Origin of the sequence: Actinosynnema sp. NPDC091369 (assembly GCF_044757065.1) — a bacterium.
In the GTDB taxonomy this organism is placed as follows: domain Bacteria; phylum Actinomycetota; class Actinomycetes; order Mycobacteriales; family Pseudonocardiaceae; genus Actinosynnema.
This window is the reverse complement of record NZ_JBIVUG010000004.1, coordinates 565853-591328: the sequence shown is the minus strand read 5'-3', so window position 1 is coordinate 591328 and position 25476 is coordinate 565853. Positions and strand designations below refer to the sequence as shown.

General features: G+C 73.1%; 21 protein-coding genes. 14 read left to right on the top strand and 7 right to left on the bottom strand.

Annotated elements, in window-relative coordinates; all coding sequences use genetic code 11:
* Positions 1-10: 10 nt before the first annotated feature.
* Entirely contained in the window at positions 11-2038 is a 2028-nt protein-coding gene (gene fusA / locus ACIQMJ_RS19260; protein WP_499762329.1) for an elongation factor G, read from the bottom strand.
* A gap of 500 nt (positions 2039-2538) precedes the next feature.
* Between fusA and ACIQMJ_RS19255 the strand changes: the two genes are divergently transcribed.
* The 4 genes from ACIQMJ_RS19255 to ACIQMJ_RS19240 all read left to right on the top strand — a co-directional run bounded on the left by ACIQMJ_RS19255 (position 2539) and on the right by ACIQMJ_RS19240 (position 9278).
* Positions 2539-4698, top strand: coding sequence for a hypothetical protein (locus tag ACIQMJ_RS19255; RefSeq protein WP_499762328.1), 2160 nt, complete (start codon positions 2539-2541; stop codon positions 4696-4698).
* A gap of 331 nt (positions 4699-5029) precedes the next feature.
* Complete coding sequence (locus tag ACIQMJ_RS19250; RefSeq protein WP_499762327.1) at positions 5030-5641, top strand: NAD(P)H-binding protein; 612 nt, start codon at positions 5030-5032, stop codon at positions 5639-5641.
* A 118-nt stretch (positions 5642-5759) separates the two neighbouring features.
* Complete coding sequence (locus ACIQMJ_RS19245; protein ID WP_499762326.1) at positions 5760-7655, top strand: eCIS core domain-containing protein; 1896 nt, start codon at positions 5760-5762, stop codon at positions 7653-7655.
* A 93-nt stretch (positions 7656-7748) separates the two neighbouring features.
* The gene (locus tag ACIQMJ_RS19240) at positions 7749-9278 is read left to right on the top strand and encodes an MFS transporter (protein ID WP_499762325.1); all 1530 of its coding nucleotides are present in this window, start codon (positions 7749-7751) and stop codon (positions 9276-9278) included.
* Positions 9279-9333: 55 nt separating this feature from the next.
* On the opposite strand, the gene ACIQMJ_RS19235 is transcribed toward ACIQMJ_RS19240, so the two are convergent.
* Together ACIQMJ_RS19235 and ACIQMJ_RS19230 are read right to left on the bottom strand one after the other, a co-directional pair.
* Positions 9334-9801 (bottom strand): peroxiredoxin family protein, encoded by a 468-nt coding sequence (locus ACIQMJ_RS19235; protein WP_499762324.1) that lies wholly within the window; start codon positions 9799-9801, stop codon positions 9334-9336.
* 51 nt (positions 9802-9852) lie between these two features.
* Positions 9853-10407, bottom strand: coding sequence for an RNA polymerase sigma factor (locus ACIQMJ_RS19230; RefSeq protein ID WP_499762469.1), 555 nt, complete (start codon positions 10405-10407; stop codon positions 9853-9855).
* Between the two features lie 216 nt (positions 10408-10623).
* On the opposite strand from ACIQMJ_RS19230, the gene ACIQMJ_RS19225 reads away from it, so the two are divergent.
* The 4 genes from ACIQMJ_RS19225 to ACIQMJ_RS19210 all read left to right on the top strand — a co-directional run bounded on the left by ACIQMJ_RS19225 (position 10624) and on the right by ACIQMJ_RS19210 (position 14846).
* Positions 10624-11286: a lytic polysaccharide monooxygenase auxiliary activity family 9 protein gene (locus tag ACIQMJ_RS19225; RefSeq protein ID WP_499762323.1), complete on the top strand. Its 663-nt coding sequence runs from the start codon at positions 10624-10626 to the stop codon at positions 11284-11286.
* 95 nt (positions 11287-11381) lie between these two features.
* Positions 11382-12623, top strand: coding sequence for an MFS transporter (locus ACIQMJ_RS19220; RefSeq protein WP_499762322.1), 1242 nt, complete (start codon positions 11382-11384; stop codon positions 12621-12623).
* A gap of 92 nt (positions 12624-12715) precedes the next feature.
* A complete protein-coding gene (locus ACIQMJ_RS19215; RefSeq protein WP_499762321.1) occupies positions 12716-13957 on the top strand; it encodes a cytochrome P450 in 1242 nt (413 codons plus the stop codon).
* A 64-nt stretch (positions 13958-14021) separates the two neighbouring features.
* Positions 14022-14846: a DUF4097 family beta strand repeat-containing protein gene (locus ACIQMJ_RS19210; protein ID WP_499762320.1), complete on the top strand. Its 825-nt coding sequence runs from the start codon at positions 14022-14024 to the stop codon at positions 14844-14846.
* A 12-nt stretch (positions 14847-14858) separates the two neighbouring features.
* Here ACIQMJ_RS19210 and ACIQMJ_RS19205 read toward each other — a convergent pair whose 3' ends face one another.
* A complete protein-coding gene (locus ACIQMJ_RS19205; protein ID WP_499762319.1) occupies positions 14859-17999 on the bottom strand; it encodes an AfsR/SARP family transcriptional regulator in 3141 nt (1046 codons plus the stop codon).
* A gap of 63 nt (positions 18000-18062) precedes the next feature.
* Here ACIQMJ_RS19205 and ACIQMJ_RS19200 point away from each other — a divergent pair, with 63 nt between their 5' ends.
* The gene (locus tag ACIQMJ_RS19200) at positions 18063-18572 is read left to right on the top strand and encodes a hypothetical protein (protein ID WP_499762318.1); all 510 of its coding nucleotides are present in this window, start codon (positions 18063-18065) and stop codon (positions 18570-18572) included.
* Positions 18573-18708: 136 nt separating this feature from the next.
* Positions 18709-19878 (top strand): galactokinase, encoded by a 1170-nt coding sequence (gene galK / locus ACIQMJ_RS19195; protein ID WP_499762317.1) that lies wholly within the window; start codon positions 18709-18711, stop codon positions 19876-19878.
* A gap of 47 nt (positions 19879-19925) precedes the next feature.
* Here galK and ACIQMJ_RS19190 read toward each other — a convergent pair whose 3' ends face one another.
* The gene (locus ACIQMJ_RS19190; RefSeq protein WP_499762316.1) at positions 19926-20552 is read right to left on the bottom strand and encodes an FMN-dependent NADH-azoreductase; all 627 of its coding nucleotides are present in this window, start codon (positions 20550-20552) and stop codon (positions 19926-19928) included.
* Positions 20553-20647: 95 nt separating this feature from the next.
* Complete coding sequence (locus tag ACIQMJ_RS19185) at positions 20648-21277, bottom strand: TetR/AcrR family transcriptional regulator (RefSeq protein WP_499762468.1); 630 nt, start codon at positions 21275-21277, stop codon at positions 20648-20650.
* A 70-nt stretch (positions 21278-21347) separates the two neighbouring features.
* On the opposite strand from ACIQMJ_RS19185, the gene ACIQMJ_RS19180 reads away from it, so the two are divergent.
* Entirely contained in the window at positions 21348-21806 is a 459-nt protein-coding gene (locus tag ACIQMJ_RS19180; RefSeq protein ID WP_499762315.1) for an AAA family ATPase, read from the top strand.
* A 3-nt stretch (positions 21807-21809) separates the two neighbouring features.
* Positions 21810-22514: a tRNA(His) guanylyltransferase Thg1 family protein gene (locus ACIQMJ_RS19175; protein WP_499762314.1), complete on the top strand. Its 705-nt coding sequence runs from the start codon at positions 21810-21812 to the stop codon at positions 22512-22514.
* 61 nt (positions 22515-22575) lie between these two features.
* On the opposite strand, the gene ACIQMJ_RS19170 is transcribed toward ACIQMJ_RS19175, so the two are convergent.
* Positions 22576-22965, bottom strand: coding sequence for a MerR family transcriptional regulator (locus ACIQMJ_RS19170; RefSeq protein WP_499762313.1), 390 nt, complete (start codon positions 22963-22965; stop codon positions 22576-22578).
* Positions 22966-23129: 164 nt separating this feature from the next.
* Here ACIQMJ_RS19170 and ACIQMJ_RS19165 point away from each other — a divergent pair, with 164 nt between their 5' ends.
* Both ACIQMJ_RS19165 and ACIQMJ_RS19160 read left to right on the top strand, forming a co-directional pair.
* On the top strand, positions 23130-24425 hold the full coding sequence (locus ACIQMJ_RS19165) for a hemolysin family protein (RefSeq protein WP_499762312.1): 1296 nt from the start codon (positions 23130-23132) through the stop codon (positions 24423-24425).
* Positions 24422-25468, top strand: a complete 1047-nt coding sequence (locus tag ACIQMJ_RS19160) for a hemolysin family protein (protein ID WP_499762311.1) — start codon at positions 24422-24424, stop codon at positions 25466-25468. The genes ACIQMJ_RS19165 and ACIQMJ_RS19160 overlap by 4 nt, the downstream gene beginning before the upstream one ends.
* The last annotated feature ends 8 nt before the right edge of the window (positions 25469-25476 follow it).

Below are 25476 nucleotides of genomic sequence, written 5' to 3'. Positions count from 1 at the left end.
GTCGTCGTCGCTACGCGGGAGCCGGCGCGTAGCCGGTGGGCCGGGAGGTGAACGTGCCCCGGCCCTGCGTCCGGCTGCGCAACCGGGTCGCGTAGCCGAACAGCTCGGCCAGCGGCACGCTCGCGGTGACCACCGTCGTGCCCGCGCGGGCGGTGGAGCCGAGGATCCGGCCCCGCCGCGCCGACAGGTCGCCGAGCACGCCGCCCACGGCGTGCTCCGGGACGGTGACGGTCACCTCGGCGACCGGTTCCAGCAGCGCCATGGTGCTCGCCCGGAGGGCCTCCCGGAGCGCGAACCGGCCCGCGGTGCGGAACGCCGGCTCCGACGAGTCCTTGACGTGCGTCGAGCCGTCGGTGAGCGTCACCCGCACCCCCGTCATCACCGGATGGCCGCCCAGCGGGCCGTCGGCCAGCGCGTCCCGGCACCCGGCTTCCACCGCGCGCACGTACTCCGCCGGCACCCGACCGCCGGTCACCGCGGACCGGAACTCGAAGTCGTCCCCGTCCGACGGCCGCACGTCGATGACGACGTGGGCGAACTGGCCCGCACCCCCGTCCTGCTTGACGTGCCGGTACGCGAAGCCGGACACACCTCGGACGACCGTCTCGCGGTAGGCCACCTTCGGCCGACCGACCGCGATGTCGAGCCGGTGGTCGCGCCGCGCCTTCTCCACCGCCACCTCCAGGTGCAGCTCGCCCATCCCGGACAGGACGGTCTGACCGGTCTCGCGGTCGGTCCGGACCACCAGCGCCGGGTCCTCCTCCACCAGTTGTGCCAACGCCTGCGCCAACCGCTCGTGCTGCGCGGCCGTGCGCGGCTCGACCGCGACGGAGACGACCGGGGTCGCCACCACCGGCGGTTCGAGGACCAGGGGAGCGGTGGGCGCGCACAGCGTCGTCCCGGCGCGGGCCGACTTCAGCCCGACCACGGCGACGATGTCCCCGGCCGCGGCGACGTCCACCGACTCGTGCCGGTCGGCCTGCACCCGCAGGATGCGGGCGACCCGCTCGACCCGCCCGGTGCCGGTGTCCAGCACTGTCCCTCCTTTGTGGATGGTGCCCGAGTAGACGCGCACGTACGTCAACCGGCCCGTGCTCGTCGAGTTCACCTTGAACGCCAGCGCCGCGAACGGACCGGCCGGGTCGGCGGTGCGCTCGTCGCCGTCCACGCCGCGCACCGGCGGCATGTCCAGCGGTGACGGCAGGTAGGCGGCGACCGCGTCCAGCAGCGGCTCGACACCGCGGTTGCGGTAGGCCGACCCGCACAGGACGACCACGCCGTCACCGGTGCGGGTGAGGTCGCGCAACGCCGCCGCCAACGTCCGGGCGGAGACCGTCGACCCGGCGACGAACTCCTCCAGCGCGGCCGGGTGCAGCTCGGCCACCGCTTCCTCCAGCAGTCGACGCCGCCGGTCCGCCTCGTCCCGCAGCTCCTCCGGCACCGGCCGGTGCTCGACGTCGTCGCCGGTCCACACCAGCGCCCGCAGGTGCAGCAGGTCGACCACGCCGGTGAACGCGTCCTCCGCGCCGATCGGGAGCTGGACCACCAGCGGCGCCGGGTGCAGCCGGTCGCGGATCGACGCCACGGCCGCGTCGAGGTCCGCGCCCGCCCGGTCCATCTTGTTGACGAACGCGATCCGCGGCACGCCGTGCCGGTCGGCCTGCCGCCAGACCGACTCGCTCTGCGGCTCGACCCCGGCGACCCCGTCGAACACCGCGACCGCGCCGTCGAGCACCCGCAGCGAGCGCTCGACCTCGTCGGCGAAGTCGACGTGGCCGGGTGTGTCGATCAGGTTGATCCGGTGGCCGTCCCACGTGCAGCTCACGGCGGCGGCGAAGATCGTGATGCCGCGGTCGCGCTCCTGCGGGTCGAAGTCGGTGACGGTGGTGCCGTCGTGGACCTCGCCGCGCTTGTGGGTCGTGCCGGTGGCGTACAGGATCCGTTCGGTGAGGGTGGTCTTGCCCGCGTCGACGTGGGCCAGGATGCCCAGGTTGCGGACGCCGGTCAGCGGGACGGTGCGGGTGGGGTCGGTGCGCATGGCACAGCGCCTTTCGGGGTGGTCCGGAAGAGGTCCGCGCGATAGCGGGCGAACCGCCGGGACGACACCACCGGGGCGTCACCGTTGCGGCGCAACGGGAGCCGGTGGGGTCAGGCGTTCGTCAGGACGTCCGGAGCCGGGCGCGCAGCCGGCACCGGGCTCCCGGAGACACCAGGATCACCTCGTAACGCGAGGAGGGGACGACGACAGCGGTGCGGTAGCGCACGGCCTGCCTCCCTCGTCGCGGGCGCGTCCGGCGATGGACGCGTGAAGTCGAGCGGGAGTCTAGGTGCGGACTGCTGCCCGGGCCACCGGTTTTCCACCGCGTGAACCGGCACGCGCGCGGCGAGGTCGTCCACGACTGCGGGACGCGGTGGGGAGAGCGCGACCACAGTGCGCCGATGTTGTTGCTTCGCGCCGGCCCCGTTCCCTATCCTGCGCAGGACACCGGGGGGTTTCCTGCTGTCGCCGTTGCTTGACAGTTCGACAGGGGGATTGACGTGCGTACTTCCCGTGGCGCCAGAGCCTGCGCCGCCGCACTTCTCGTCGCGACCGCGCTGATAGCCGGTGCGCCCGCCGCCTCGGCGGCCGCCGAACCACCCGCCGCGCCCTACACCGCCTTCACGGCCCACTTCGAGGGCTGGGGCCACATCGACGGCGGCTTCTCCTACGAGGGCTCGCGCAACACGGTCAACGTCTTCCAGCAGACCGCCAACGGGTACGCGCTGTCGATGCAGGGGTCCACCCAGGGCCACTGGCACAACCTCGACGTGACGCCGCCGAAGGGGACGCGGTTCGAGGCCGGTCGCACCTACCAGACCAAAACCTCGTTCTACCCGCTGGACGACCTGACGGCGTTCAACATCGGTGGCGACGGGCAGGGCTGCGAGGGCGCGGCGGCCACCTCGGGCACGCTGAACGTGCACGAGGCCGCCTACGACGACGCCGGCCGCTTCACCGCGTTCGCCGCCGACTACTCGATGCGCTGCGACGGTGACCGGCAGACCGCGCGGGGTGAGATCCGGTTCCGGTCCGGCCTCGGCTACCGGGCCACCGACAGCTGGGACTTCCGGATGAAGTTCGGGCAGCAGCCCAAGGACCAGCAGGGCGCGCCGGTCGAGCTGCCGGTCGAGGTGAACGGCACCCTGCCGACCACCTTCGGCGCGGCGACGCTGGGCGGCGACAACCCCGCCGCGTTCCGGATCACCGGCAACACCTGCTCGGGCGCCACGCTGTCCTACGGCCGGCGGTGCGCGGTGACGATCACCCCGACGGCCACCGCGATCGGCCCGCAGTCGGCGATGCTGACCCTGGTGGAGAACTCCGTCGGCGGCAACGTCCGCCGCCTGCTGTCGCTGGACGGCTTCGACGCCCGCACCGACCAGGGCACCTACTACCCGGTGACGCCCTACCGCGTGCTGGACACCCGGTCCGGGCAGGGCGCGCCGGCCGCGGTCGTCGGATCGGGCCAGACCGTCCGGTTGCAGGTCTCCGGGCAGGGCGGGGTGCCGTCCACGGCGTCGACCGTCGTGCTGAACGTGACCGTCACCGACGCGGGCGGCACGGGGTACGTCTCGCTGTACCCCACCGACGTGGCGCGACCGACGGTCTCCTCGCTGAACTACACGCCGGGGTGGACCGGCGCGAACTCGGTCACGGTGAAGGTCGGCGCGGACGGTGCGGTCAACCTCTACAACCACGGTGCGCCCGTGCACCTCATCGCCGACATCAACGGCTACTACTCCAAGGGCCGCGAGTGCTGCCCCGGCTCGCTGGGCGGGCAGTACCAGGCGCTGGCCAACCCGGTGCGCCTGGCCGACACCCGTGAGTGGGGCATCGGCAAGCTGCCTGCGGACTACTACGTCAACGTGACGGCGAACTGGGGCGACGCGGTCAACCCGAAGATCCGCGCGTTCGCGGTGAACATCACCGCCACCGAGACCTCCGCACCGGGCTTCCTCACCGCCTGGAACGGCTACGGCCCCGGCCTGCCGAACACGTCCACGTTGAACTACGGGTACGGCAGCACGGTGACGAACTTCGCGGTGGTGCCGAGCCGGCCGTGCTACGAGTGCACCGGGTCGCCGAACTCGCCGTCCATCGGCGTCTACACCAGCCAGGACACCCACGTGATCGTGGACATCGTCGGGTTCTACGACGACAGCACGCTGGACGGCGGGCTGCGCTTCGAGCCGGTCACGCCCGGCCGGATCGCCGACACCCGCACGGGCCAGGGCTGGCCGTCCGCGCTCGGCCCGGCCACCACGGCGACGCTCCACGCGCCGGAGCCGCTCACCGGTCCCGACGTGTGGGCGCTGGCCACCAACGTCACCGCCGTCGAGCCGACCGCGCCGACGTACCTGACCGTGTGGCCCGCGGGCTTCGACTGGGTCGACCGGCCCGGGACGTCGAACCTCAACCCGGCAGCCGGGGCGATCGTGCCCAACGCGGTGCAGACCATGCTCGGGCCCGAGTACGGGTTCCACGTCTACAACAACAGCGGCTGGAGCAACGTCCTGGTGGACGTGGTGGGCATGTTCTACGACGCGACGCCGACGGCCTCGCGGTCGGACTCGCCCGCGACGGCCTCGACCTCCACCCGGAGCCGTGCGACGGCCGTCCCGAAGGCGGAGCCCTTGAGCCGCCCGAACCGCGCCTAGCCGCTCGGATCCACGCCGCGGATGCCGCACATGCACCTCGCATGTGCGGCATCCGCCGTTTCGGGTCCGGCTTCGGCCGGTGGGCGCGGCTTCCGCGGTCGGGTGGGCGCGCCACCCTGCCGCCGGAGCGCGATCGACCGGGAGGTCCGCGGACAGCGTCACGTCGTCGAGTGCGGCACGACCCTGCTCAAGCGGACCGCGACCACGCGCTAGAGCCAGCCGCGCTGCTTGGCGGCCAGGGCCGCCTGGAAGCGGGTGCTCGCGCCGGCCCGGGCCATCAGGTCCGCCACGTGGCCGCGGAACTTGCGGACCGAGACGCGGCTACCGCGACATGCCCGGCCTGCTCCGCCGGATCACCGCCGCCGGGGTGGAACGGGTGGTGCTGGTGTCCAGCCAGGCCGCCGTGGCCAGCGACACCGCCAACGCCGTGTCGGCCTACATGGTCGGGTCGGAGGCGGCGGTCCGGGAGTCCGGTGTGGACTGGACGTTCCTGCGGCCGGCCGCGTTCGCGTCGAACGCCCTGCGGTGGCTGCCCCAGCTGCGCGCGGGCGACGTGGTCAGCGACGCGTTCGGCGACGTGCCCATCGCCTCCGTCGACCCGGCCGACATCGCGGCCGTGGCCGTCGCGGCGCTGCTGGAGCCGGGGCACGAGGGCCGCGCCTACTCGCTGAGCGGGCCCGAGGCGCTCCTGCCCGGGGACCGGGTGCGCGTGCTGGGCCGGGTGCTGGGCCGTGACCTGCGCTTCCACGCGTTGGGGGACGACGAGGCCAGGGAGCGGATGAGCGCCACCACGCCGGCCGAGTACGTCCGGGCGTTCTTCGGCTTCTACCGCGACCGCACCATCGACGAGACGACCGTGCACCCCACCGTGGAGCAGGTCACCGGCCGACCGGCCCGCACGTTCGAGCAGTGGGCCACCGCCCACGCCGGGCTGTTCCGCTAGGCAGGACGACCACGTGCCCTCTCGGGCAAAGACCTTGCCCCGACCTCGCCCTCCCGTCCCTGCTCCCCGGCCGACCGCCGGTTCAGCATGGTGGCGCAGGTCGACACCGGGAGGGTTCGTGCACGCACATGACCGCGACGACGGCCGGGCGCGGGACGTGGCGCCCGGCCGCGCCCAGGCCCGCTCCACCGAGCACGAGCACGACGCCGGGTGCCCGCACCACCCGGTGACGCCACAGCGGGCCATGGCGTTGCAGCGCTCGATCGGCAACGCCGGGACGAGCCGGGTGATCACGGCCCAGCGCTCGACCGTGCACGACGTCCTGCGCACGTCCGGCGCGCCGCTGTCCCGGTCGGTGCGCCAGGACATGGAGGGCAAGCTGGGCGCGGACTTCTCCGACGTGCGCCTGCACACCGACACCACCGCCCAGCGCTCGGCCGTCGAGCTGGGGGCCCACGCCTACACCTCGGGCAACCACATCGTCTCGGGGCCGGACGGCCTGGACCCGGAAACCCTGGTGCACGAGCTTTTCCACGTCGTCCAGCAGCGGCGCGGGCCCGTCTCGGGCACCGACGCGGGCGGCGGCGTGAAGGTCAGCGACCCCGGCGACCGGCACGAGCGGGAAGCCGAGGCGGTCGCGAAGCGGGTGATGTCGGGCAACGCGCCCGCGCCCGCCCACTCCGAGGCGTCGCCGGGCCCGGCCGAGCCGGGCCGGGTGCAGCGCAAGCTGGGGTTCGAGGCGGAGATCGACCTGCCGGTGACCAAGGGCAACGGGCAGATGTTCGACGTGGGCGACACCGAGCTGGGCAGCAGCACCATGCCCCTCGTCGAAGGCGGAGAGGAGCAAGCCTTCGAGGTCGTCACCGACAAGCGCGCGCTCAGGGACACGACCGAGTACTCGAACATGGAGTTCGTCACCGGTGCGGTGTCGGTGGTGGGGGCGGACCACGAGAAGGGGTCCGAACGGCTGCACCGCATCGCCGACGAGATGCGGACGGTCCAGCAGCAGTTCTACGCCAAAGCGGTGGCCAACCCCCGGTCCACGCTCCGGGGCGGCACCCTCAACCTCACGCTGACCGACAAGGGGCGGACCGCCAAGCTCGCGAACCAGCTCGACTACGCCGACACCAGGCAGGCGGATGAGGACGGCGGCCTCTTCGTCCACTACTCGGTGGGCGTCCCCCTCACCGGCATGCCGGTGTTCTTCGACGCCCTGCGCGCTGCGGACCCCCACGACCGGGAGCGCGATCCCTACAACAGCGGCATGGAGCAGGAGCCGAGCGACCAGGTCAAGCAGGCGAGGTTCCGCCTGTTCCAGGCCAAGGAGTTCGGCCGCAACGCGGTGCTGAAGTTCCGGGAGTGGGCCGGCGCGGGCAAGCGCAAGCGCGGGAACAAGGAGCAGGACGAAGCGGCACTCGACGGGTACAGCCAACTGGTCTACACCCAGTTGGCCGGGATGACCGACTACCGGTCGGGCCAGCCCAAGAACTCGCTGGTCGTCCTGTCCCGCTCCGACCTCGGCACGGTCCGGGTCCGCCTGCCCGAACTTGTGCAGGACTTCATCGACACGTTCGACGTGAACGAGGAGGGCAACGTCTTCGCCGAGCTGTTCGACGACATGCAGTTGCAGTCCTTCTCGGGTGAGCAGGGTGAGGGCTACAACCCGCAGGAGGACACGCGTCAGATCGACGACAAGTCCCGGGAGGTGTCGTTCGAGCAGTACGCCAACTCCGCGTTCAAGCGTGCCGGGGCGGGGCTGGAGAAGGGTGACGTGACCCAGGAGGAGGTGTTCGGCGGCATGAGCACGATCGAACCTCACCTGGAGCAGGGGTCGTACATGGTGCCGATGGAGATCCGCAGGCTCGGTGGCCGTCGCAAGACCTGGGGCCAGCTCAAGCAGGACCTGACCAACCTCGCGAACTGGGCCGAGAACGCCTACCAGAAGGACCAGGACCTCACCCAGAGCGAGAGCGACCAGGAGGGCAAGCCGCTCGCGATGCGACCGAAGACGTGATCGGGGAAATCTTCTCGGCCCCCGCTGTCGATCCGGGCCCCCGCCGTTCGACTGGAGGGTGACAGGGGACGATCGAGACGCGGGGAGACGACGATGAGGGCAGGACGACGCGAGTGGCTGGGGTTGGCGGTGCTGGCGCTGCCGACGCTGCTGTTGTCGCTGGACATGAGCGTGCTGCACCTGGCGGTCCCGCACCTTGCCGCGGACCTGCGGCCGAGCAGCACTCAGCTGCTGTGGATCATCGACATCTACGGCTTCATGATCGCGGGCTTCCTGGTCACGATGGGCACGCTGGGTGATCGGATCGGCAGGCGGAAGCTGCTCGTGATCGGCGGCGCGGCGTTCGGCGCGGCGTCGGTCGTGGCCGCGCTGTCCACCAGCCCGGAGATGCTGATCGGCGCGCGGGCCGTGCTCGGGGTCGCGGGCGCGACGCTGATGCCGTCCACGTTGGCGCTGATCAGCAACATGTTCCAGGACCCGCGGCAGCGCGGCACCGCGATCGCGGTGTGGATGAGCTGCTTCATGGGTGGCATGGTCATCGGGCCGGTGGTCGGTGGCCTGCTGCTGGAGCGGTTCCGGTGGGGCTCGGTGTTCCTGATGGCCGTGCCGGTCATGGTGCTGCTGCTGGTCGCCGCGCCGAAGCTGCTGCCGGAGTACCGCGACAGCGCCGCCGGGCGGCTCGACCCGGCGAGCGTGGCGCTGTCGCTGGGCGCGATCCTGCCGGTCGTCTACGCCCTCAAGGAGACCGCCAAGGACGGCGTGTCGCTCCTCAACGCGGTCGTGCTGGTCGCGGGCGTGGCGGTCGGCGTGGTGTTCGCCCGGCGGCAGCGCGGCCTGGCCGACCCGATGCTGGACCTGCGGCTGTTCCGGGTGCGGGCGTTCAGCGCGGCGGTGACAATCATGCTGGTCGGCGCGCTCACCATGGGCGGGGTCTTCCTGCTGGTCAGCCAGTACCTGCAGCTGGTCGCCGGGCTGTCGGCGGCGCAGGCGGGGCTGTGGCTGGTGCCGCAGGCCGGCGCGGTGGTCGTCGGCTCGCTGATCGCACCGCGGCTGGCGCGGCGGGTCCGGCCGGAGTTCGTGCTCGGGTTCGGGATGCTCGTGGCGGCGGGCGGGATCGGGCTGTTCACGCTGGCCGGCGGCGCGGGCGGGGTGGCGTTCGTGGTGGCGGGCATGGCGATCGCGAGCTTCGGCATGGGGCCGCAGGGCGTGCTGTGCACGGAGATGGTGGTCGGCTCGGTGCCGCCGCGGAAGGCCGGGGCGGCGTCGGCGATGTCGGAGACCAGCGGTGAGTTCGGCATCGCGATGGGCATCGCGGTGTTCGGCAGCGTCGGCACGGCCGTGTACCGCGACGCGGTCGCCGTGCCCGCGCAGGTGCCCGCCGACGCGGCGGCCCTGGCCTCGGACAGCATGGCGGGCGCGGTGCGAGCGGCGGGTTCCCTGCCCGCCCCGCTGGCGGAGGAGCTGCTGGCCACCGCGCGGGACGCGTTCGCGTCCGGGCTGCACGCGGTGGCGGTTGTCGGGGCTTCGGTCGTGGTGGTGTTCGCGGTGGTCGGCATGATCGCGCTGCGCCGGACCCGCCCGGAGGCCGCCGAGGAGCAGGCCCCGGTGCCCGCGCAACGCTGATCGTTCCGGTGCCGGGTCGGCGGCAGTACTCCTGCGCCGCCGACCCCGCCGCCGGTCAGGCCGTGGTGCGCAGCGAAGCGATGGCGGCGGCGATTCCGGCTTTGTCGTAGCTGTTCGTGGGCAGCGTGGCGCCGTGGGCGTGACGGACGACGCCTTCGCGGTCGACGAGGACGGTGCCGGACTGCTGCATCGCGCCGAACACCTTCCGGCTCAGGCCGACCAGCTCGTGCGGGCTCTCGCGACGGCCCGTGAGGACCGGGAACGGGATGCGGTGCCTCTCCTTCCACCGGGCCGCCTCCGGCCGGTCCTCGGGGACCGCGATCAGCACGCGGACGTCGTCGGCGGCCGGCTCGTCACCGCGGTGGACGAGGTCGCGGACGTGCCGGTTGCAGATCGGGCACGACGTCGACCGCATGAAGAAGAGCAGCACCGCGTGCCTGCCTTCGTAGTCGGACAGGCGGACGGTCTGCCCGTCGGTGTCCTCCAGGACCAGTTGCGGTGCGGGCGAGCCGATTTCGAGCACGGTGGGTTTCCCTTCGGCCGGGGTGTCGAGGCATCGGTGGGTGACGTGGCGTCAGGCGCTGTCGGTGCCGCGCAGGCTCAGGCGCAGCGCGGCCCTGGCCCGGTGCAGGTGGGACTTCATCGCCGGGGTGCTCAACCCGAGCGACTCGGCGACCGCCCGCCCCGGCCGGCCGAGCACGTCCCGCAGGACCAGCACGCGGCGCTGCACGTCCGGCAGCGCCCGGATCGCCGCCGCGACGCGATCGGCCTCCAAGCGCCGGAGCACTTCGTCTTCGGCCGACGCCGCCGCCGCGACGACGTCCGCTTCTTCCTGCCGGTCGAGCGTCCGCCGGGCCCGGCGCAGGCACTCGTGCCGGACGATCCGGAACATCCACGACGCGAGCGCCGCCGTGGCGCGCAGGGAGCCGATCTTGCGGTACAGGACGATCAACGCCTCCTGCGCCGCGTCCTCGGCGTCCTGCGGCGACGCGCACAGGGTCTCGGCGAACCGCCGCACGTGCGGGTGCGCGCCGTGCACCACCGCGGCGAGGGATTCCGGGTCGCCGCCCTGCGCGGCCTCGATGAGCCGCTCGCTCGCCCAACCACGATCAACCACGTTCACCCCCATAAGAGCCCTCGACACCGGGAAAGGATTCACCTCGTCGGTAAGCGCAGGTCAGCGCGGACCCACCGATGATCGTTTTGTCCGGTTCGGGCCAACGAAACCGCTACACAAAGTTTCGTTGAAGTTTCGCTCAGTGACGTATACGCTGACACTCGTTCTGGGAGCGCTCCCATATCGATCACCGCCGCTCACACCCATCCGGAGAATGGAGGCCCATCGATGCGTGTCCGTGGTACTTCCGGGTCCGTCGCCAGACGGCGGGGCATCATCGCGCTGGTCATCGGCTTGGTGGCGTGCACTCTCGTCTCCGCGCCGACGGCTTCGGCGCACGGGACGATCGTCGGTCCCGCCACCCGCGCCTACCAGTGCTGGCAGTCGTGGGGCAGCCAGCACACGAACCCGGCGATGCAGACGCAGGACCCCATGTGCTACCAGGCGTTCCAGGCGAACGCCGACACCATGTGGAACTGGATGAGCGCGCTGCGGGACGGCCTGGGGGGCAACTTCCAGGGCGCGACCCCTGACGGAACGCTGTGCAGCAACAACCTCGCGCGCAACAACGCCCTGAACAACCCGGGCCAGTGGCGGACGACCAACGTCGGCAGCAGCTTCTCGATGCACCTGTACGACCAGGCCAGCCACGGTGCCGACTTCTTCAAGGTCTACGTCAGCAAGAACGGGTTCGACCCGAAGACCCAGCGGCTGGGCTGGGGCAACCTCGACCTGGTCACGCAGACCGGTCGGTTCGCCCCGGCGAAGGACATCCAGTTCAACGTCCAGACCTCCGGCGCGTACCGGGGTCACCACATCGTGTTCACGATCTGGCAGGCTTCCCACCTCGACCAGGCGTACATGTGGTGCAGTGACGTGAACTTCGGCTAGAACCGGAGCACGCAACGGCCGGCCCGGCGTCAGCGGTACCGACGCCGGGCCGGCCGTTGCCGTTCCTGTCGGTGGTGGCCGGCACCGTCCTCGCGGTGACCCGACTGCTGCCACCGCTGCTGCGCGACCCCGCGTTCCGCTGGTACTTCCTCGCCCGGACGTCCTCCCACCTCGGTGACGGCATGATCGCCGTCGCGCTGCTGTTCGGGGCGTTGCGCCTCGGCGCGTCGCCGACCGACGTGGGGCTGGTGCTGCTGGCCGGCCGGTTACCGGTGGTCGTGTTCACGCTCGTCGGTGGCGTGGTGGGCGACCTGCTGCCACGCCGTGCCGTGATGCTCGCGGCCGACCTCGTCCGCTGCGCCTCCCAAGGGCTGACTGCCGTCCTCCTGCTCACCGGGACCGCCGCGCTGTGGCACCTGGCGGCGTTGCAGGCGGTGGCGGGCACGGCCACCGCGTTCTTCACCCCCGCCGCGGCCGGCCTGGTGGCCGACGTGGTGCCCGCCCGACGCGGTCAGGCCAACGCCCTGGTGAACGCCGCGCAGAACGCCGTGACGCTGGTCGCCCCGGTGGTGTCGGCGGCACTGGTGGCCACGATCGGCGCGGGCGTGTCCTTCGCCGTGGACGCGGTGACGTTCGCGGTCAGCGCCACGGCGCTCGTGGCGATGCGGGTGCCGGACCGGGCGGTGCCACGCCGATCGGGCCCGCTCGCCGCCCTGCGGCACGGGTGGCGCGACTTCCGCTCCCGCCCGTGGTTGCCGGCCACCGCGATCCAGATCGCCGTGATCAACGGCGCGTGCATCTCGCCGTTCCTGGTCCTCGGCCCGATCATCGCCGACCGGCGGCTGGGCGGCCCGCTGGCGTGGGCGTTCATCGGCAACGGGTACGCCGTCGGCGCGTTGCTGGGCAGTGCGATCGCCCTGCGCTGGAAGCCGCGACGCCCGCTGCGGGTCGCGGTGGTGATCCCCGTCGCCCTGGCGCCGCTGCTGGTCCTGCTCGCCGCCGGCGCGCCGGTGCCCGTGCTCGCCGCCGCGGCCGTTCCCGCCGGGGTGCAGGCCGCCGTGTACGCGGTGCTCACGGAGACCGCGCGGCAGGTGCACGTGCCCGCCGACCTCGTCGCCCGCGCCACGGGCCTGTCCGCGGTGGTCGGCCTGGCCGCCGCGCCCGTGGGCATGGCGTTGGCCGGGCCCGCGGCCGAGCGCGTCGGTGCGGACGCCGTGCTCCTGGTGGGAGCGCTGGTCGCGGTGCTGAGCGTGCCGCTCGCGCTCGCCGTGCGCTCGGTGCGGCACCTGCCCGCCGAGCTCGAACCCGCCCGCCGGCAGGGGTCCACTGTGGAGTAGCGGGCCGTGTCAGGGTCGTGTCAGGGCGGTGTCAGGACCGTGTCCGGGCGGTCGGCGATCGTGACCGGGACACCCACCGCGGAAGGAACACCATGAGCGACAACGCCGTGAGCGGCACGACCGCCGTCCCGCACGGGCTCCCGATGGACCGCGACGCGGGCCCCTTCGACCCGCCGAGCCGGATCACCCGGTTGCGGGAGGTGCGCCCGGTCAGCCCGCTGGTCTTCCCCGACGGCCACGAGGGATGGCTCGTCACGGGCTACGACGAGGTGCGCCGGCTCATGGCCGACACCCGGTTCAGCTCGCGCCAGGACCTCGGCGTCCTGCACGTGCCGTACGAGGTGCCCGGCATGCCCGTGGCCACCGAGCCGTCACCGCAGGTGCCGGGCCTGTTCATCAGCATGGACCCGCCCGACCACACCCGGCTGCGGCGGATGCTCACCGGCGCGTTCACGGTCAAGCGGATGAAGCAGCTCGAAGCGCGCATCGCCGACCTCGTCGAACGGCAGTTGGACGAGATGGCGCGGCTGACCCCGCCGGTCGACCTGGTCAAGGCGTTCGCGCTGCCGGTGCCCTCGCTGGTGATCTGCGAGCTGCTCGGGGTGCCCTACGAGGACCGGGACGGCTTCCAGGCCGACTCCGCGAAGTTCATGGAGAAGGACGTGGCGCTGGACGAGAAGATGGCCGCGTTCGGCGGCCTGATGTCGTACCTGGCCGGGCTGGTCACGCGCAAGCGCGCCGAACCCGACGAGGACCTGCTGTCCGACCTGGCCCGGCACGACGAACTCACCGTCGAGGAGCTGACCGGCATCGCCTTCCTGCTGCTGCTGGCGGGCCACGAGACGACCGCGAACATGCTGTCGTTGGGCACGTTCGCCCTCCTGGAGCACCCGGAGCAGTCGGCCGCGCTGCGGGCCGACCCGGAGCTGCTGCCCGGCGCCGTCGAGGAGCTGATGCGCTACCTGTCCGTCGCCGACATCTTCTACCGCTACGCCACGGAGGACATCGAGCTGGGCGGCGAGACGATCCGCGCCGGGTCGACCGTCGTGGTCTCGCTGCTCGCGGCCAACCGGGACCCCCGGCGCTTCGAGGACCCCGACGCGCTCGACGTCCACCGCGCGGCCCGCGGCCACCTGGCGTTCGGCCACGGCGTGCACCAGTGCCTCGGCCAGCAACTGGCCCGCATCGAGATGCGCGCGGGGTTCGGTGGACTGCTGCGGCGCTTCCCGACGCTGGCACTCGCCGTCCCGGCCGACCAGGTCAGGCTCCGGACCGACATGAACATCTACGGCGTCCACGAGCTGCCCGTCACCTGGACGGACACGTCGGAGTAGCACGGCGGGCGTCGACCTGCCTCGACCCCGCCGCCGGGCTGAATCCCGGCGGGAAGGAGCCGACATGACCGTCTTCGCCACCCCGACACCCATCACCGCCACCATCGTCGTCGCCGGGGCGGGGGTGCGGGTCACCGCGAGCGACCGGACCGACACCGTCGTGCGGGTCGAACCCGTCGACCGGACGAGCGAGGCGCACGTCAAGGTCGCCGAGGGGACCAGGGTCGACTTCACCGGCGATCGGCTGTCGGTGAAGACGACCGCCTCCGGCGCGAAGACCGGATCGATCGCCGTCACGATCGACCTGCCCGCCGGGTCCGCCCTGGTCGCCTACCTGGCGCACGCGGGAGTGGAGGTGGACGGTTCGCTCGGCGACTGCGAGCTGCACACGGCGTCGAGCCGGGTCCGGCTGGGGCGGGTCGAGGCGCTGCGGGCGACCATCGCGGCGGGGGAGCTCGTGGTCGGCCACGTCGCCGGGCCCGTCACCATCGACGGCAGCGTGGTCGTGGCGCGGATCGGCGAGGTCGGGGGAGCGGTCCGGCTCTCCGGCTCCGGCGGGCGGACCTGGATCGGCCACGCCCGCGCCGCGGTCGACCTCACCAGCGGCAGCGGCGGGTTCGACGTCGACCGCGCCGACGGCGGCGTCACGGCCAGGACCGGCGACGGTGCGATCCGGATCGGCCGGCTGACGCGCGGTCGGGCGGAGTCGGCGAACCGCTCGGGCACCATCGAGGTCGGCCTCGGAGAGGGTGCGGCGGCGCGGCTGGACCTGGACAGCGAGCGGGGCCCGGTGCGCGACCGCGCCACCTCGCCCGACGGGCCCGACGTGATCGGGGTCCACGCCCGCACGCGGCACGGCGACATCGTGGTGCGCCGCGCGGCGGGCTGAGGACGGCGGTGGTCACGCCTCGCCGAGAACCGCCCCGACCAGCTCGGACCAGTCCACCCGCGCGCCCTCCGCGGTCACCTCGGCGAACCGGGCGTCACCGAGGCAGGACCGCGCGGCCCCCTCGATCCGGTCCACGTCGGGGTAGGAGCGGTCCGGCAACCCGCGCACGGCGGCGCTCGCCGCCAGCAACCGGGCGGCCTGCTCGGGCCGGTCCCGGCGCAGCGCCAGGTCCGCCACCCCGACGAGCACCTGGGCGATCAGCGGCGCGTACCCCACCTCGGCGGCGGCGGCGCAGGCCGCGGCCCGGTGCGCGCGGGACTCGTCGGGGTCGTCGGCGAGGTAGCCGAGCAGGTCGTGCTCCACCGCCCGGATGTTCGGCCGGTCCGCTTCCTCGCCCAGGACCGCTTTCGCCAGGCCGAGCTGCGCGCGGGCCTCCTCGCCGTCGCCGCTCCACCGGGCGAGCTCCGCCTTCGCCAGCACCAGCATGGCCAGCGCGGCCGGCCAGGTCACCCGTCGCGCGAGCCGTTCCGCCTCGGCCAGGGCGGCGGCGCCGGCGTCCTTGTCGCCGAGCAGCCAGTGCAGCCGGGCCTGGCGCGCCCGCATCAGGATCACGTCCTCGGTCGCGCCGACCTCCTCGACCACCGCGATGGCCTGGTCGTAGCACTCGCACGCGCGGGCGAACTCGCCGCGCACGGTGATCCGGTCCGCCAGCTCGGACAGGGCGAACGACACGCCCCAGCGCTCACCGATGGCCCGGAACTCGGCCAGCGCGGTCTCCAGGTGCGCGTCCGCCTCCGACCCGCCGTGACCGAGCCCGATCCGCATCTTGCCGAGCTGCAACCGGGCCAGCGCGCGCACCCAGGGGTCGTCGTGGTCCAGCAACGGCTCCCACGCGGACAACAGCGCGTCCGGGTCCTGCAACATGCGTTCGAGCGGCACGACCAGCGCCAGCAGCGGGTTGCTCGGCCGACCGCCGCGGCTGAAGGCGTACGCCTTGTGGATCCACTCCGCCGCCTGGTGCTCGTCGGCCGGACCGGAGCTGGCGAACGTCGACATCAGCGCGTACACCATGGCCCGCACCTCGTCGGGCGCCTCGCCCGGCGTGCCGGCGGCGGCGGTGAGCAGCTCCATGCCCTCGGACTTGTGCCCGCTGAGCCACCAGAACCAGCCGGCCGCCGCCGCGAGCCGCGTCGCGCCCCGCCCGTCGCCCGCCGCGATCGCGCCCCGCGTCGCCGAGACGATGTTGTCGTTCTCGGCGTGGAGCACGGCGAGCCACGTGAGCTGCTCGGCGCGGCGCAGGTTCGGTTCGGCGGCCTCGGCGAGCTCGGTGAAGTGGGCGAGGTGCGCGGTGCGGGCCAGGTCCGCCTCCCCGGCCTCCGCCAGGCGCTGCGCCGCGTACTCCTTGATCGTGCCCAGCATCCGGTAGCGCGGCGTGCCGTCGCCCACGGCGACCAGCAACGACTTCTCCACCAGCGAGGTGAGCAGCTCCAGCACGTCGTCCGGGTGGACGGCGTCGCCCGCGCAGACCCGCTCGGCCGCCTCCAGGCTCGCGCCGCCCGAGAACACCGAGAGCCTGCGCAGCACCACCCGTTCCTCGTCGGTGAGCAGCTCCCAGCTCCAGTCGACCATCGCGCGCAACGTCCGGTGCCGCGGCAGCGCGGTGCGGCTGCCGCCGGTGAGCAGGCGGAACCGGTCGTCGAGCCGGTGGGCGAGCTGGTCCAGGGTCATGGTGCGCAACCGGGCCGCGGCCAGCTCGATCGCCAGCGGCATCCCGTCCAGCGCCGTGCAGACGCGCACCATCGTGGCCAGCGCGGACGCGTCGACCACGAGGTCCTTGCGCACCGCGCTCGCGCGGTCGCGCAGCAACCGGACCGCGGGCGCGGACCCGATCTCGTCGGCGGTCGCGTCCACCGGCGGCAGCGCCAGCGGCTCCACCAGCCACAGCGCCTCACCGGTGATGCCCAGCGGCTCCCGGCTGGTCGCCAGCACCCGCAGCCTGCGGCACTCGCCGAGCAGCCGGTGCGCGAACTCCGCCGCCGACCCGATCAGGTGCTCGCAGTTGTCCAGCACCAGCAACGCCTCGCGCTCGCGGAGCGCGGCGACCAGCCGGTCCGTCGGCTCCGCGTTCGGCGCGTCGCCGAGCAGGGCGTCCCGCAGCCCGAGCGCGGTCAGCGCCGCCTGCGCCACGTCGCCGTCGGCGTCGACGGCGGCCAGCTCCACCAGCCAGGCGCCGTCCGGCAGGTCGTCGAGCAGCGTGCGCGCGGTCTCCGCGGCCAGCCTGGTCTTGCCCGAGCCGCCCGGCCCGATCAGGGTGGTGAGCCGCTGGTCGGCGACGAGCTCGCGGACCGCGGCGACATCGGCGTCCTTGCCGACGAAGCTGGTCAGCTCGGCCCGCAGGTTGGTCCTGCGGTTCTCCTCCCGCCGGCCCAGCTCGCCCCGCAGCAGCGCGACGTGCACTGTGGACAGTTCCGGCGAGGGGTCCACGCCCAGCGCGTCGGCCAGGGCTTCCCGCGTGCGCTCGTAGACGACCAGCGCCTCGGTGTCGCGGCCGGCCGCGACGAGGGCGCGCATCAGCGCGGCGACCAGCCGTTCCCGGGTCGGGTGCGCGGCGGCCAGGTCGGTCAGCTCCGGGATCACGTCCGCGCCGTGCCCGAGCGCGACTTCGGCGTCGAACCGGTCCTCCGCGGCGGTCAGGCGCAGGGCGTCCAGCCGGGTGACCGCCGCGTCGAACGCCTCGCTGTCGGACAGGCCGACGTCCTGCATGGCCGCGCCGCGCCACAGCGCCAGGGCGTCGCGCAGCAGCCGCACCCGCCGCGGGCCGTCGTCGTTGCGGGCCTGGGTGATGAGGTGCTCGAAGCGCACGGCGTCGACGGCGTCGGGTGCAACCGCCAGCCGGTAGCCGTGCGGGTGCCCCTCGACCGTCCCCTCCGGGAGCACCTTGCGCAGCCGGGACACCAAGCGCTGCAAGGCGTTCGCCGCGTCGGCCGGCGGGTGCTCGCCCCAGATCCAGTCGACCAGCGCCGCCTTCGGGACCACGTGGCCCGGTTCGAGCGCGAGCGCGGCCACCAACCCGCGCAACCGCGCGCCGGGCACGTCGGCCAGGACGCCGTCCCCCGCGCGCACCTCGAACGGCCCCAGCATCCCGATCTGCACGTCGCCGATTGTGTCACGGGTGATCGGCGGCACCGGCCCGCCGACGTTGCCATACTGCGCCGCATGGCCGTGACCCAGCAGCTCGTCCGCATCACCGCACCGCGGCTGACCGAGTGCCGCCGGTCGGCGGACGCGCTGGACGAGCTGTGCTCCTTCCGGGCGGCTCCGCGCGAGGACCACCTGGACCTGGACTGGTGGCCGGTGCTGCTGAAGCGGGCGTGGGAGCGGGCCGGGGTCGGGGCGCAGGCGACGATGCGGCTCGCTCTCGACGGCGACGACGAGGTGAACCCGTCCTACCGGGACCACCCGGACACGATCTTCGACCACCCGGTGACGGCGTTGGAGCCGCCTCGGGTCGGGGAGGTGGCGGCGGCGTTGCGGGCCGTGCCGCCCGAGGTGGTCCGCGCGGCCGTGCCGTCGGGCCGGGACCGGGTCGAGGCCGAGTGGGGCGCGATGGCGGCGGAGGTGGTCGGCGACCTGGCCGGGCACATGGCCGAGCAGCACGCCCTGCTGCGCGACTTCTACGTCCAGGCCGCGGAACGGGGCTTGGCGGTCGTGCTGTGGTGGGACTGAGTCACGTCGCGCCGGTCAACGTCGTCGATCGAAAATCAACGTGAATGCCCGTCTATTGGATGTAAGTCAAACAACAGTCGACATCCCAGCACTGTCGGTGTTGGATGTTGGGGAACCGAGACGTGGGGAGTGGGCCGTGGTCGAAACGAGTCCGGCGCGGCGGGCGGCCGCGGCGTTCAGCCGGGTGCACGGGGCGGCGCCGGAGGGTGTGTGGTCCGCGCCTGGTCGGGTGAACCTGATCGGGGAGCACACGGATTACAACGACGGTTTCGTGCTGCCGTTCGCGTTGCCGTACCGGACCGCGGTGGCCGCGTCACCGCGCGATGACGGGATGCTGCACGTCGCGACCCTGCACGACGACGGCACGGAGGAGCACGCCGACCTGATCGCCATCGCCGATCTGGCACCCGGCGTGGTGGGCGGGTGGGCGGCGTACCCGTCGGGTGTGGCGTGGGTGTTGCGCGAGCAGGGTGTGTCCGGTGGGGCGAACCTGGTGATCGCGGGTGATGTGCCGGCGGGGGCGGGTTTGTCGTCGTCGCACGCGTTGGAGTGTGCGGTGGCGTTGGCGCTGCTGGGGTTGGCGAAGCGGCCGGTGGATGATCTGCCGGTGGTGGCGCGGTGGGTGCAGCGGGCGGAGAACGAGTTCGTGGGTGCGCCGACGGGGTTGTTGGACCAGACGGCGTCGTTGTGCTGCACCGAGGCGCACGTGTTGTTCTTGGACGTGCGGTCGTTCGAGGCGGAGCAGGTGCCGTTCGACGCCGCGGCGCACGGGTTGGAAGTGTTGGTGGTCGACACGCGGGCGAGTCATTCGCACACCGACGGTGGTTATGGTGCGCGGCGGGCGGGGTGTGAGCGGGCGGCGTCGCTGCTGGGGGTCGCGGCGTTGCGGGACGTGGACGTGGCGGGGTTGGACGGTGCTCTGGGGCGGGTGCCGCAGGAGCTGCGGCCGTTGGTGCGGCATGTGGTGACCGAGAACGAGCGGGTGTTGTCGGCGGTGGGGTTGTTGCGGGCGGGTCGGTTGGCGGAGTTGGGGCCGTTGCTGGACGCCTCGCACGCCTCGTTGCGCGACGATTACAGGGTCTCCGCGCCGGAGTTGGATGTCGCGGTGGACGCGGCGAAGGCGGCGGGGGCGTTGGGTGCGCGGATGGTGGGTGGCGGGTTCGGCGGGTCGGCGATCGCGTTGGTGCCGGTGGACCGGCATGACGGGGTGGTGCGGGCGGTGGTGGCGGCGTTCGCCCGGCGGGGTTGGGCCACGCCCAGGACGTTCACGGCGGTGCCCTCCGCAGGCGCCGGCCAGGACGTGTGACGGCGGGCGTCGACGCCCTCGTGGCCGACGCCCGCCGACCGGGGTGGTCAGAAGCTCTCCGCAGCCTTCGCCGCGCTCTCGTGCGCGAGCCTGCGCCGCTCGTCGACGTCCGCGGCGGCCAGGTTGGGCCGGAACTCGACCTCGGTGAGGTCGGTGATCCCGATCCACCGCAGCCAGCCGGAGAAGAACGGGCGCTGGAAGTCCGCGCCGAACTCCGGGCCGCGGCCCTCCCCGTACACCGCGCTGGTGTAGACGACGGCGGCCTTCCGGCCGGTGAGCAGGCCCGTGTACCCGCGCTCGGGGTCGAAGGAGAACACCAGGCCGGGCTGGCTCACCACGTCCATGAGCTGCTTGAGGACGTACGGCACGCCCGTGTTCCACATGGGCACGCTGAACAGGTACGCGTCCGCAGCGGCGAAGCGGTCGAACGTCCCGGTGGCGGCGTCCCAGGCTCGTGCCTGCGCGTCGGTGAGCTCCCGGCCCGCCAGCACCGCCATCTTGGCCGCCGCGGCGTCGGGGCCGAACTCCGGCAGCGTGCCGTCCCACAGGTCGAACGTCTCGACCCGGTGCTCGGGGTGGCTGGCCCGGTAGGTGTCGAGGAACGTGCGGGCGAGCGACAGCGACTCCGAGGTCTCGCCCCTCGGTGACGCGGAGATGTGCAGCAGGGTCGTCATGGTCCAGTCCTCCGTCGTGACGCAGCGAACCGGACTGCGGTCCGGTTGATGGCCACTGTAGCGGACTGCGGTCCGTTTGACGGGTGAGGCGCGCGTCACGCGTCCGGTCGGCCGGTGAGCACCAGCCGGGCCAGGTCGGCGACGGCGGCGGCGACGCGCTCGGCCGTGAACGCCTCGCCGGTCGCGTGCCGCAGGTCGGCGGCCAGCGGCGCCAGCAGCGCGTGCGAGAGGTAGTCGGCGTCCAGGTCCGGGCGTGCCTCGGCCAGCAGGATGCGCACGTGCAGCCGCCAGAACCGGTACGCGCCGGTCCGGTAGCGCGCGCCGGGGCTCGCCGTCTCGGACAGTCGGACCAGGTCGAGGTTGTCCTCCACGAACCGGGCGTAGGCGGTGACGAAGGCGACCAGCCGCTCACCCGCCGGCGCGCCCGGACCCAGCGGCGGCGGTCCGCTGAGGATCGCGCCCTGGAGATCTTCCTCGCGGGCGTTCAGCAGCGCCGACGCCAGCCCGGCCTTGTCGCCGAACCGGCGGAACAGCGTGCCCTTGCCGACCCCGGCCTCCCCGGCGATCTGGTCCATCGACACCGTGGCGACGCCGTGCCGGGCGAACAGCCGCGCCGCGACGTCGAGGATCCTGGCCCGGTTGCGCGCCGCGTCCGCCCGTTCCCTCGGCGCGGGCTCGCGCAGTCGGGCGAGCTCCACGTCCTGGGGCGCGTCGTCCGGAGGCATGTCGGTCATGGAGGCGGACTGTAGTCCGGTCACCGTCCCGCCTCGGCCGGGCGCGGAATACGATCACGCGGTGGCGGAGGTCGCGATCCTCATCGGGCTCCAGGCGTCGGGGAAGACGACCTTCTACCGGACCGTGCTGGCCGGGACCCACGAGCACGTCAGCAAGGACGCGTTCCCCAACGCGCGCCGCCGGCAGGCCCGGCAGCTGCGGCTGGTCGGCGAAGCGCTCGACGCCGAGCACGACGTCGCGGTGGACAACACCAACCCGTCGGCCGCCGAGTGGGCGCCGCTGATCGCGGTCGGCCGGGAGCGCGGAGCGCGGGTCGTCGGGTACTGGTTCCCGCCGGACCTCGCCGGGTCGATGGCGCGCAACGCCGCCCGGGACGGCAAAACCCGGGTGCCCGACGTGGGTCTGCGTGACACCGTGAAGCGCCTGCGCCGCCCGCGGCCCGCCGACGGTTTCGACGAGTTGTTCACCGTGCGGTTCGACGGCCGGGGCGGATTCGACGTGCGACCCCTGGAGGAGTGACGGATGCGGTGGGCCGAGTTCGAGGCCGGGCAGCGGGCCCGGGAGTGGTTCCACGGGCTGACCGCGCCGGTCGGCCTGTGGACGGTCGTGCGGGTGGACGGGCGCGCGTTCACGCGGTTCACCGAGGAGCGCTTCGACAAGCCGTTCGACGCGGGGTTCTCCCGGCTCATGGTGGAGACCGCGCAGGCGCTGCTGACCGAGCTCGGCGCCCGCTACGCCTACACCGAGAGCGACGAGATCTCCGTCGTGCTCGACCCGCGGCACGACCTGTTCGGCCGCGGCGTGGAGAAGGTCGTGTCGATCTCGGCGGGCATCGCCTCGGCCGCGTTCACCCACGCCGCGGGGACGCCCGCGCACTTCGACAGCCGGATCTGGCTCGGCGCGGGCACCGCTGACGTGATCGACTACGTCTCGTGGCGGCAGGCCGACGCGACCCGCTGCGCGCTCAACGGCTGGTGCTACTGGACGCTGCGCAAGGCGGGCGCGTCCCGGCAGGAGGCCACCGCCGGCTGGAGGGCACCAGTACGGCGGACAAGAACGAGCTGCTGTTCCAGCACGGCATCACCTTCGCCGAGCTGCCCGCCTGGCAGCGGCGCGGCATCGGCCTGTGGTGGGCCGACCACAGCCGGACCGGCCACGACCCCGTGCGCGGGGTCGACGTCACCACCTCCCGGCGGCACGTCCACGTCGAGCGCGAGCTGCCGATGAAGGACGCCTACCGCGACCTGGTGCGCGGGCTCATCGGCGTGGGCTGAACGCGGGCGGCCGGTCAGGGCAGCGGCGGGATCTGCAACGCCGCGGTGATCAACGAGTGGACGCGGCTGGCGACCGCGGCCAGCAGGCCGTGCACCTCAGGGGACGCGGCCTCGGCCGCGGTCTGGAGGGTGCGCAGGTCCTCGTCGATGCGCTCCAGGATCGCGCCGAGGTCGACGTGCCGGTCCCGCATCGCGCCGGCGATCTCCTCCAGGGGAACTCCCTGGACCTCCAGCCGTTGTACGAGGTGGATGCGCTCGACGTCGGAGGGGTCGTAGAGGCGGTAGTTGCTCGCGGTGCGCTTGGCCGGGGTCAGCAGGCCCAGGCTGGTGTAGTGGTCCACCGTTCGGGGGCTGACCTGGGCTCGGGCGGCGAGTTCGCCGATCTTGAGCAGGACCGCGGTCACTCCGGCCTCACCTCCGTGTACTCACCGTAAACCATACAGTCCCACGTGCTACTGTGAAGTATGCCCGAAGAGACGGACGTAGAAGGCTGCAGTAGTGGGCCGGGTGGGACCCGGCTGATCAGTGAACCCCCTGCGGCGGGTGTGCCGTGTTGATCCTCACCGGCTTGCTCGCGATCGTGGCCCTCACCGCGGCCACCGGGTACTTCGTGGCCCAGGAGTTCGCCTACATGGCGGTGGACCGGGGCCGGTTGCGGCAGATGGCCGAGGACGGCGACAAGGCCGCCGAGCGGGCCTACCGCGTGACGCGGAAGCTGTCGTTCATGCTCTCCGGTGCCCAGTTCGGCATCACGGTCACCGCGTTGCTCGCCGGGTACGTCGCCGAACCGCTGCTGGGCACGGGGCTGTCCGGCCTGCTCGGCCTGACGGGCCTGTCGCCCGCGGTGTCGGTGTCGCTGTCGATGGTGCTCGCGCTGGTGTTCGCCACGGTGGTGCAGATGGTGCTCGGTGAGCTGCTGCCGAAGAACCTCGCCATCGCGCGGCCCGAGCCGCTGGCCAAGGCGCTGAGCGCGTCCACCCTGGCCTACCTCAAGGTCGCCGGGCCGCTGATCCGGCTGTTCGACGCGGCGGCGAACCGCCTGCTGCGCGCGGTCGGCATCGACCCGGTGGAGGAGCTGCCCCAGGGCGCCACGCCGGAGGACCTGCGCCAGATCATCACCGACGCGCGGGGCGAGGGGCACCTCGACGCCGAGCTGTCGCGGTTGCTCGACCGCGGCCTCGGCTTCCGCGAGCTGGTCGCCGAGCAGGCCATGACGCCGCGCGTGGTGGTCCACTCGGTGCGCGCCGACGAGCCCGTCTCCCGCGTGGTCGAGCTGCTGGACACCGGCCACTCGCGCTTCCCCGTCTTCGGCGACGACCTCGACGACCTGCGCGGCGTCGTCGGGTTGGCCGAGGTGCTGACCGTGCCGCCCGACCGGCGCGCGGGCACGGCCATCGCCGAGGTCGCCTCGCCCGCCCTGGTCGTGCCCACCACGCTGCCGCTGCCCGCGGTGCTGGAACGGCTGCGCGCCGAGCGCAGGCAGCTCGCGTGCGTCGTGGACGAGTTCGGCGGGTTCGCCGGTGTCGTCTCGCTGGAGGACCTCGCCGAGGAGCTGGTCGGGGAGATCCGGGACGAGGACGACCTGGACGAGGCCGCGATCGAGCCGGTGGGCGAGGGCGTGTGGCGGGTGCCCGGCCGGATGCGGGTGGACGAGATCGCCGACGCCACCGGCGTGGAGCTGCCCGAGCACGACAGCTACGACACCGTGTCGGGCCTGGTGCTGAGCCGGCTGGGTCGCACGGCCCGGGTGGACGACGAGGTCGAGGTGGACGGCGCGGTGGTGCGGGTGACCGCGGTCGCGCGCAACGTCCCGCTGTCCGTCGTGCTCGCCGCGGCCGGGACCGATCGGGAGGGTGTCCGATGACCACCACCTGGTCGTTGCTGGTGTCGCTGGTGCTGTTGGCGGCCAACGCGTTCTTCGTGGCCGCCGAGTTCGCGCTCATCGCCGCCAAGCGGCACCGCCTGGAGCAGGACGCCGGGACCAGCCGGGCCGCCCGCGCGGCGGTCGCCGGTGTGCGCGAGCTGTCGCTGATGCTCGCCGGCGCGCAGCTCGGCATCACGCTGTGCACGCTCGGGTTGGGCGCGCTGGCCAAGCCGGCCGTGGCCGACCTGCTCGACCCGCTGCTGTCGGCGATCGGCCTGCCGCCCGGCGTGTCCTCGGCGATCGCGTTCACGCTCAGCCTGGTGCTGGTGGTGTTCCTGCACATGGTGGTCGGCGAGATGGCGCCGAAGTCGTGGGCGATCTCGCACCCCGAGCGCTCCGCGGTGCTGCTCGCGCTGCCGTTCCGCGCGTTCGCGCACTCGGTCCGGTGGCTCCTCAGTGGACTCAACCGCACGACGAACGCGTTGCTGCGCCTGGTGAAGGTGGAGCCGCAGGACGAGCTGGCGCACGCGCACCGGCCCGACGACCTGCGGATGCTGGTCCGGCAGTCCGGCGAGCACGGCCTGATCCCCGAGGGCCAGCAGCGGCTGCTGACCCGGATGCTGCAACTGCGCGCCACCACGGTCGCCCAGGTGATGGTGCCGATCGAGGACGCGCTGAGCGTGTCCGAGCACAGCAGCCCGGTGGCGATCGAGCGCCGCAGCCGCGAGTCGGGCCGTTCCCGGTTCCCGGTGGTGGACGTGCGGGGTCGGTTCATCGGCCTGGTGCACATCCGCGAGGCCGTGCGCGCCGTCGCCGCCGGCCGCCGGGCGACCGCGCGCGAGCTGATGAACGACACGGTGACGCTGCCCGCCGCCATGCCGGTCGCGAACGCGGTCACCGCGATGCGCGCCGAACGGGCGCAGCTGGCGCTGGTGTCCGACGCCGAGAACCGCGTGATCGGCATCGCCGCGCTGGAAGACCTCCTCGAAGAGCTGATCGGCGACTTCGAGGACGAGACCGACACCCTGCTCCGCACCACGTGACACCCACC

Bases quoted from the DNA above. Each gene is read 5' to 3' on its own strand.
- fusA (WP_499762329.1), bottom strand. From the start codon at position 2,038: ATGCGCACCGACCCCACCCGCACCGTCCCGCTGACCGGCGTCCGCAAC.
- ACIQMJ_RS19250 (WP_499762327.1), top strand. From the start codon at position 5,030: ATGCCCGGCCTGCTCCGCCGGATCACCGCCGCCGGGGTGGAACGGGTG.
- ACIQMJ_RS19240 (WP_499762325.1), top strand. From the start codon at position 7,749: ATGAGGGCAGGACGACGCGAGTGGCTGGGGTTGGCGGTGCTGGCGCTG.
- ACIQMJ_RS19230 (WP_499762469.1), bottom strand. From the start codon at position 10,407: ATGGGGGTGAACGTGGTTGATCGTGGTTGGGCGAGCGAGCGGCTCATC.
- ACIQMJ_RS19225 (WP_499762323.1), top strand. From the start codon at position 10,624: ATGCGTGTCCGTGGTACTTCCGGGTCCGTCGCCAGACGGCGGGGCATC.
- ACIQMJ_RS19215 (WP_499762321.1), top strand. From the start codon at position 12,716: ATGAGCGACAACGCCGTGAGCGGCACGACCGCCGTCCCGCACGGGCTC.
- ACIQMJ_RS19210 (WP_499762320.1), top strand. From the start codon at position 14,022: ATGACCGTCTTCGCCACCCCGACACCCATCACCGCCACCATCGTCGTC.
- ACIQMJ_RS19200 (WP_499762318.1), top strand. From the start codon at position 18,063: ATGGCCGTGACCCAGCAGCTCGTCCGCATCACCGCACCGCGGCTGACC.
- ACIQMJ_RS19190 (WP_499762316.1), bottom strand. From the start codon at position 20,552: ATGACGACCCTGCTGCACATCTCCGCGTCACCGAGGGGCGAGACCTCG.
- ACIQMJ_RS19185 (WP_499762468.1), bottom strand. From the start codon at position 21,277: ATGCCTCCGGACGACGCGCCCCAGGACGTGGAGCTCGCCCGACTGCGC.
- ACIQMJ_RS19175 (WP_499762314.1), top strand. From the start codon at position 21,810: ATGCGGTGGGCCGAGTTCGAGGCCGGGCAGCGGGCCCGGGAGTGGTTC.
- ACIQMJ_RS19160 (WP_499762311.1), top strand. From the start codon at position 24,422: ATGACCACCACCTGGTCGTTGCTGGTGTCGCTGGTGCTGTTGGCGGCC.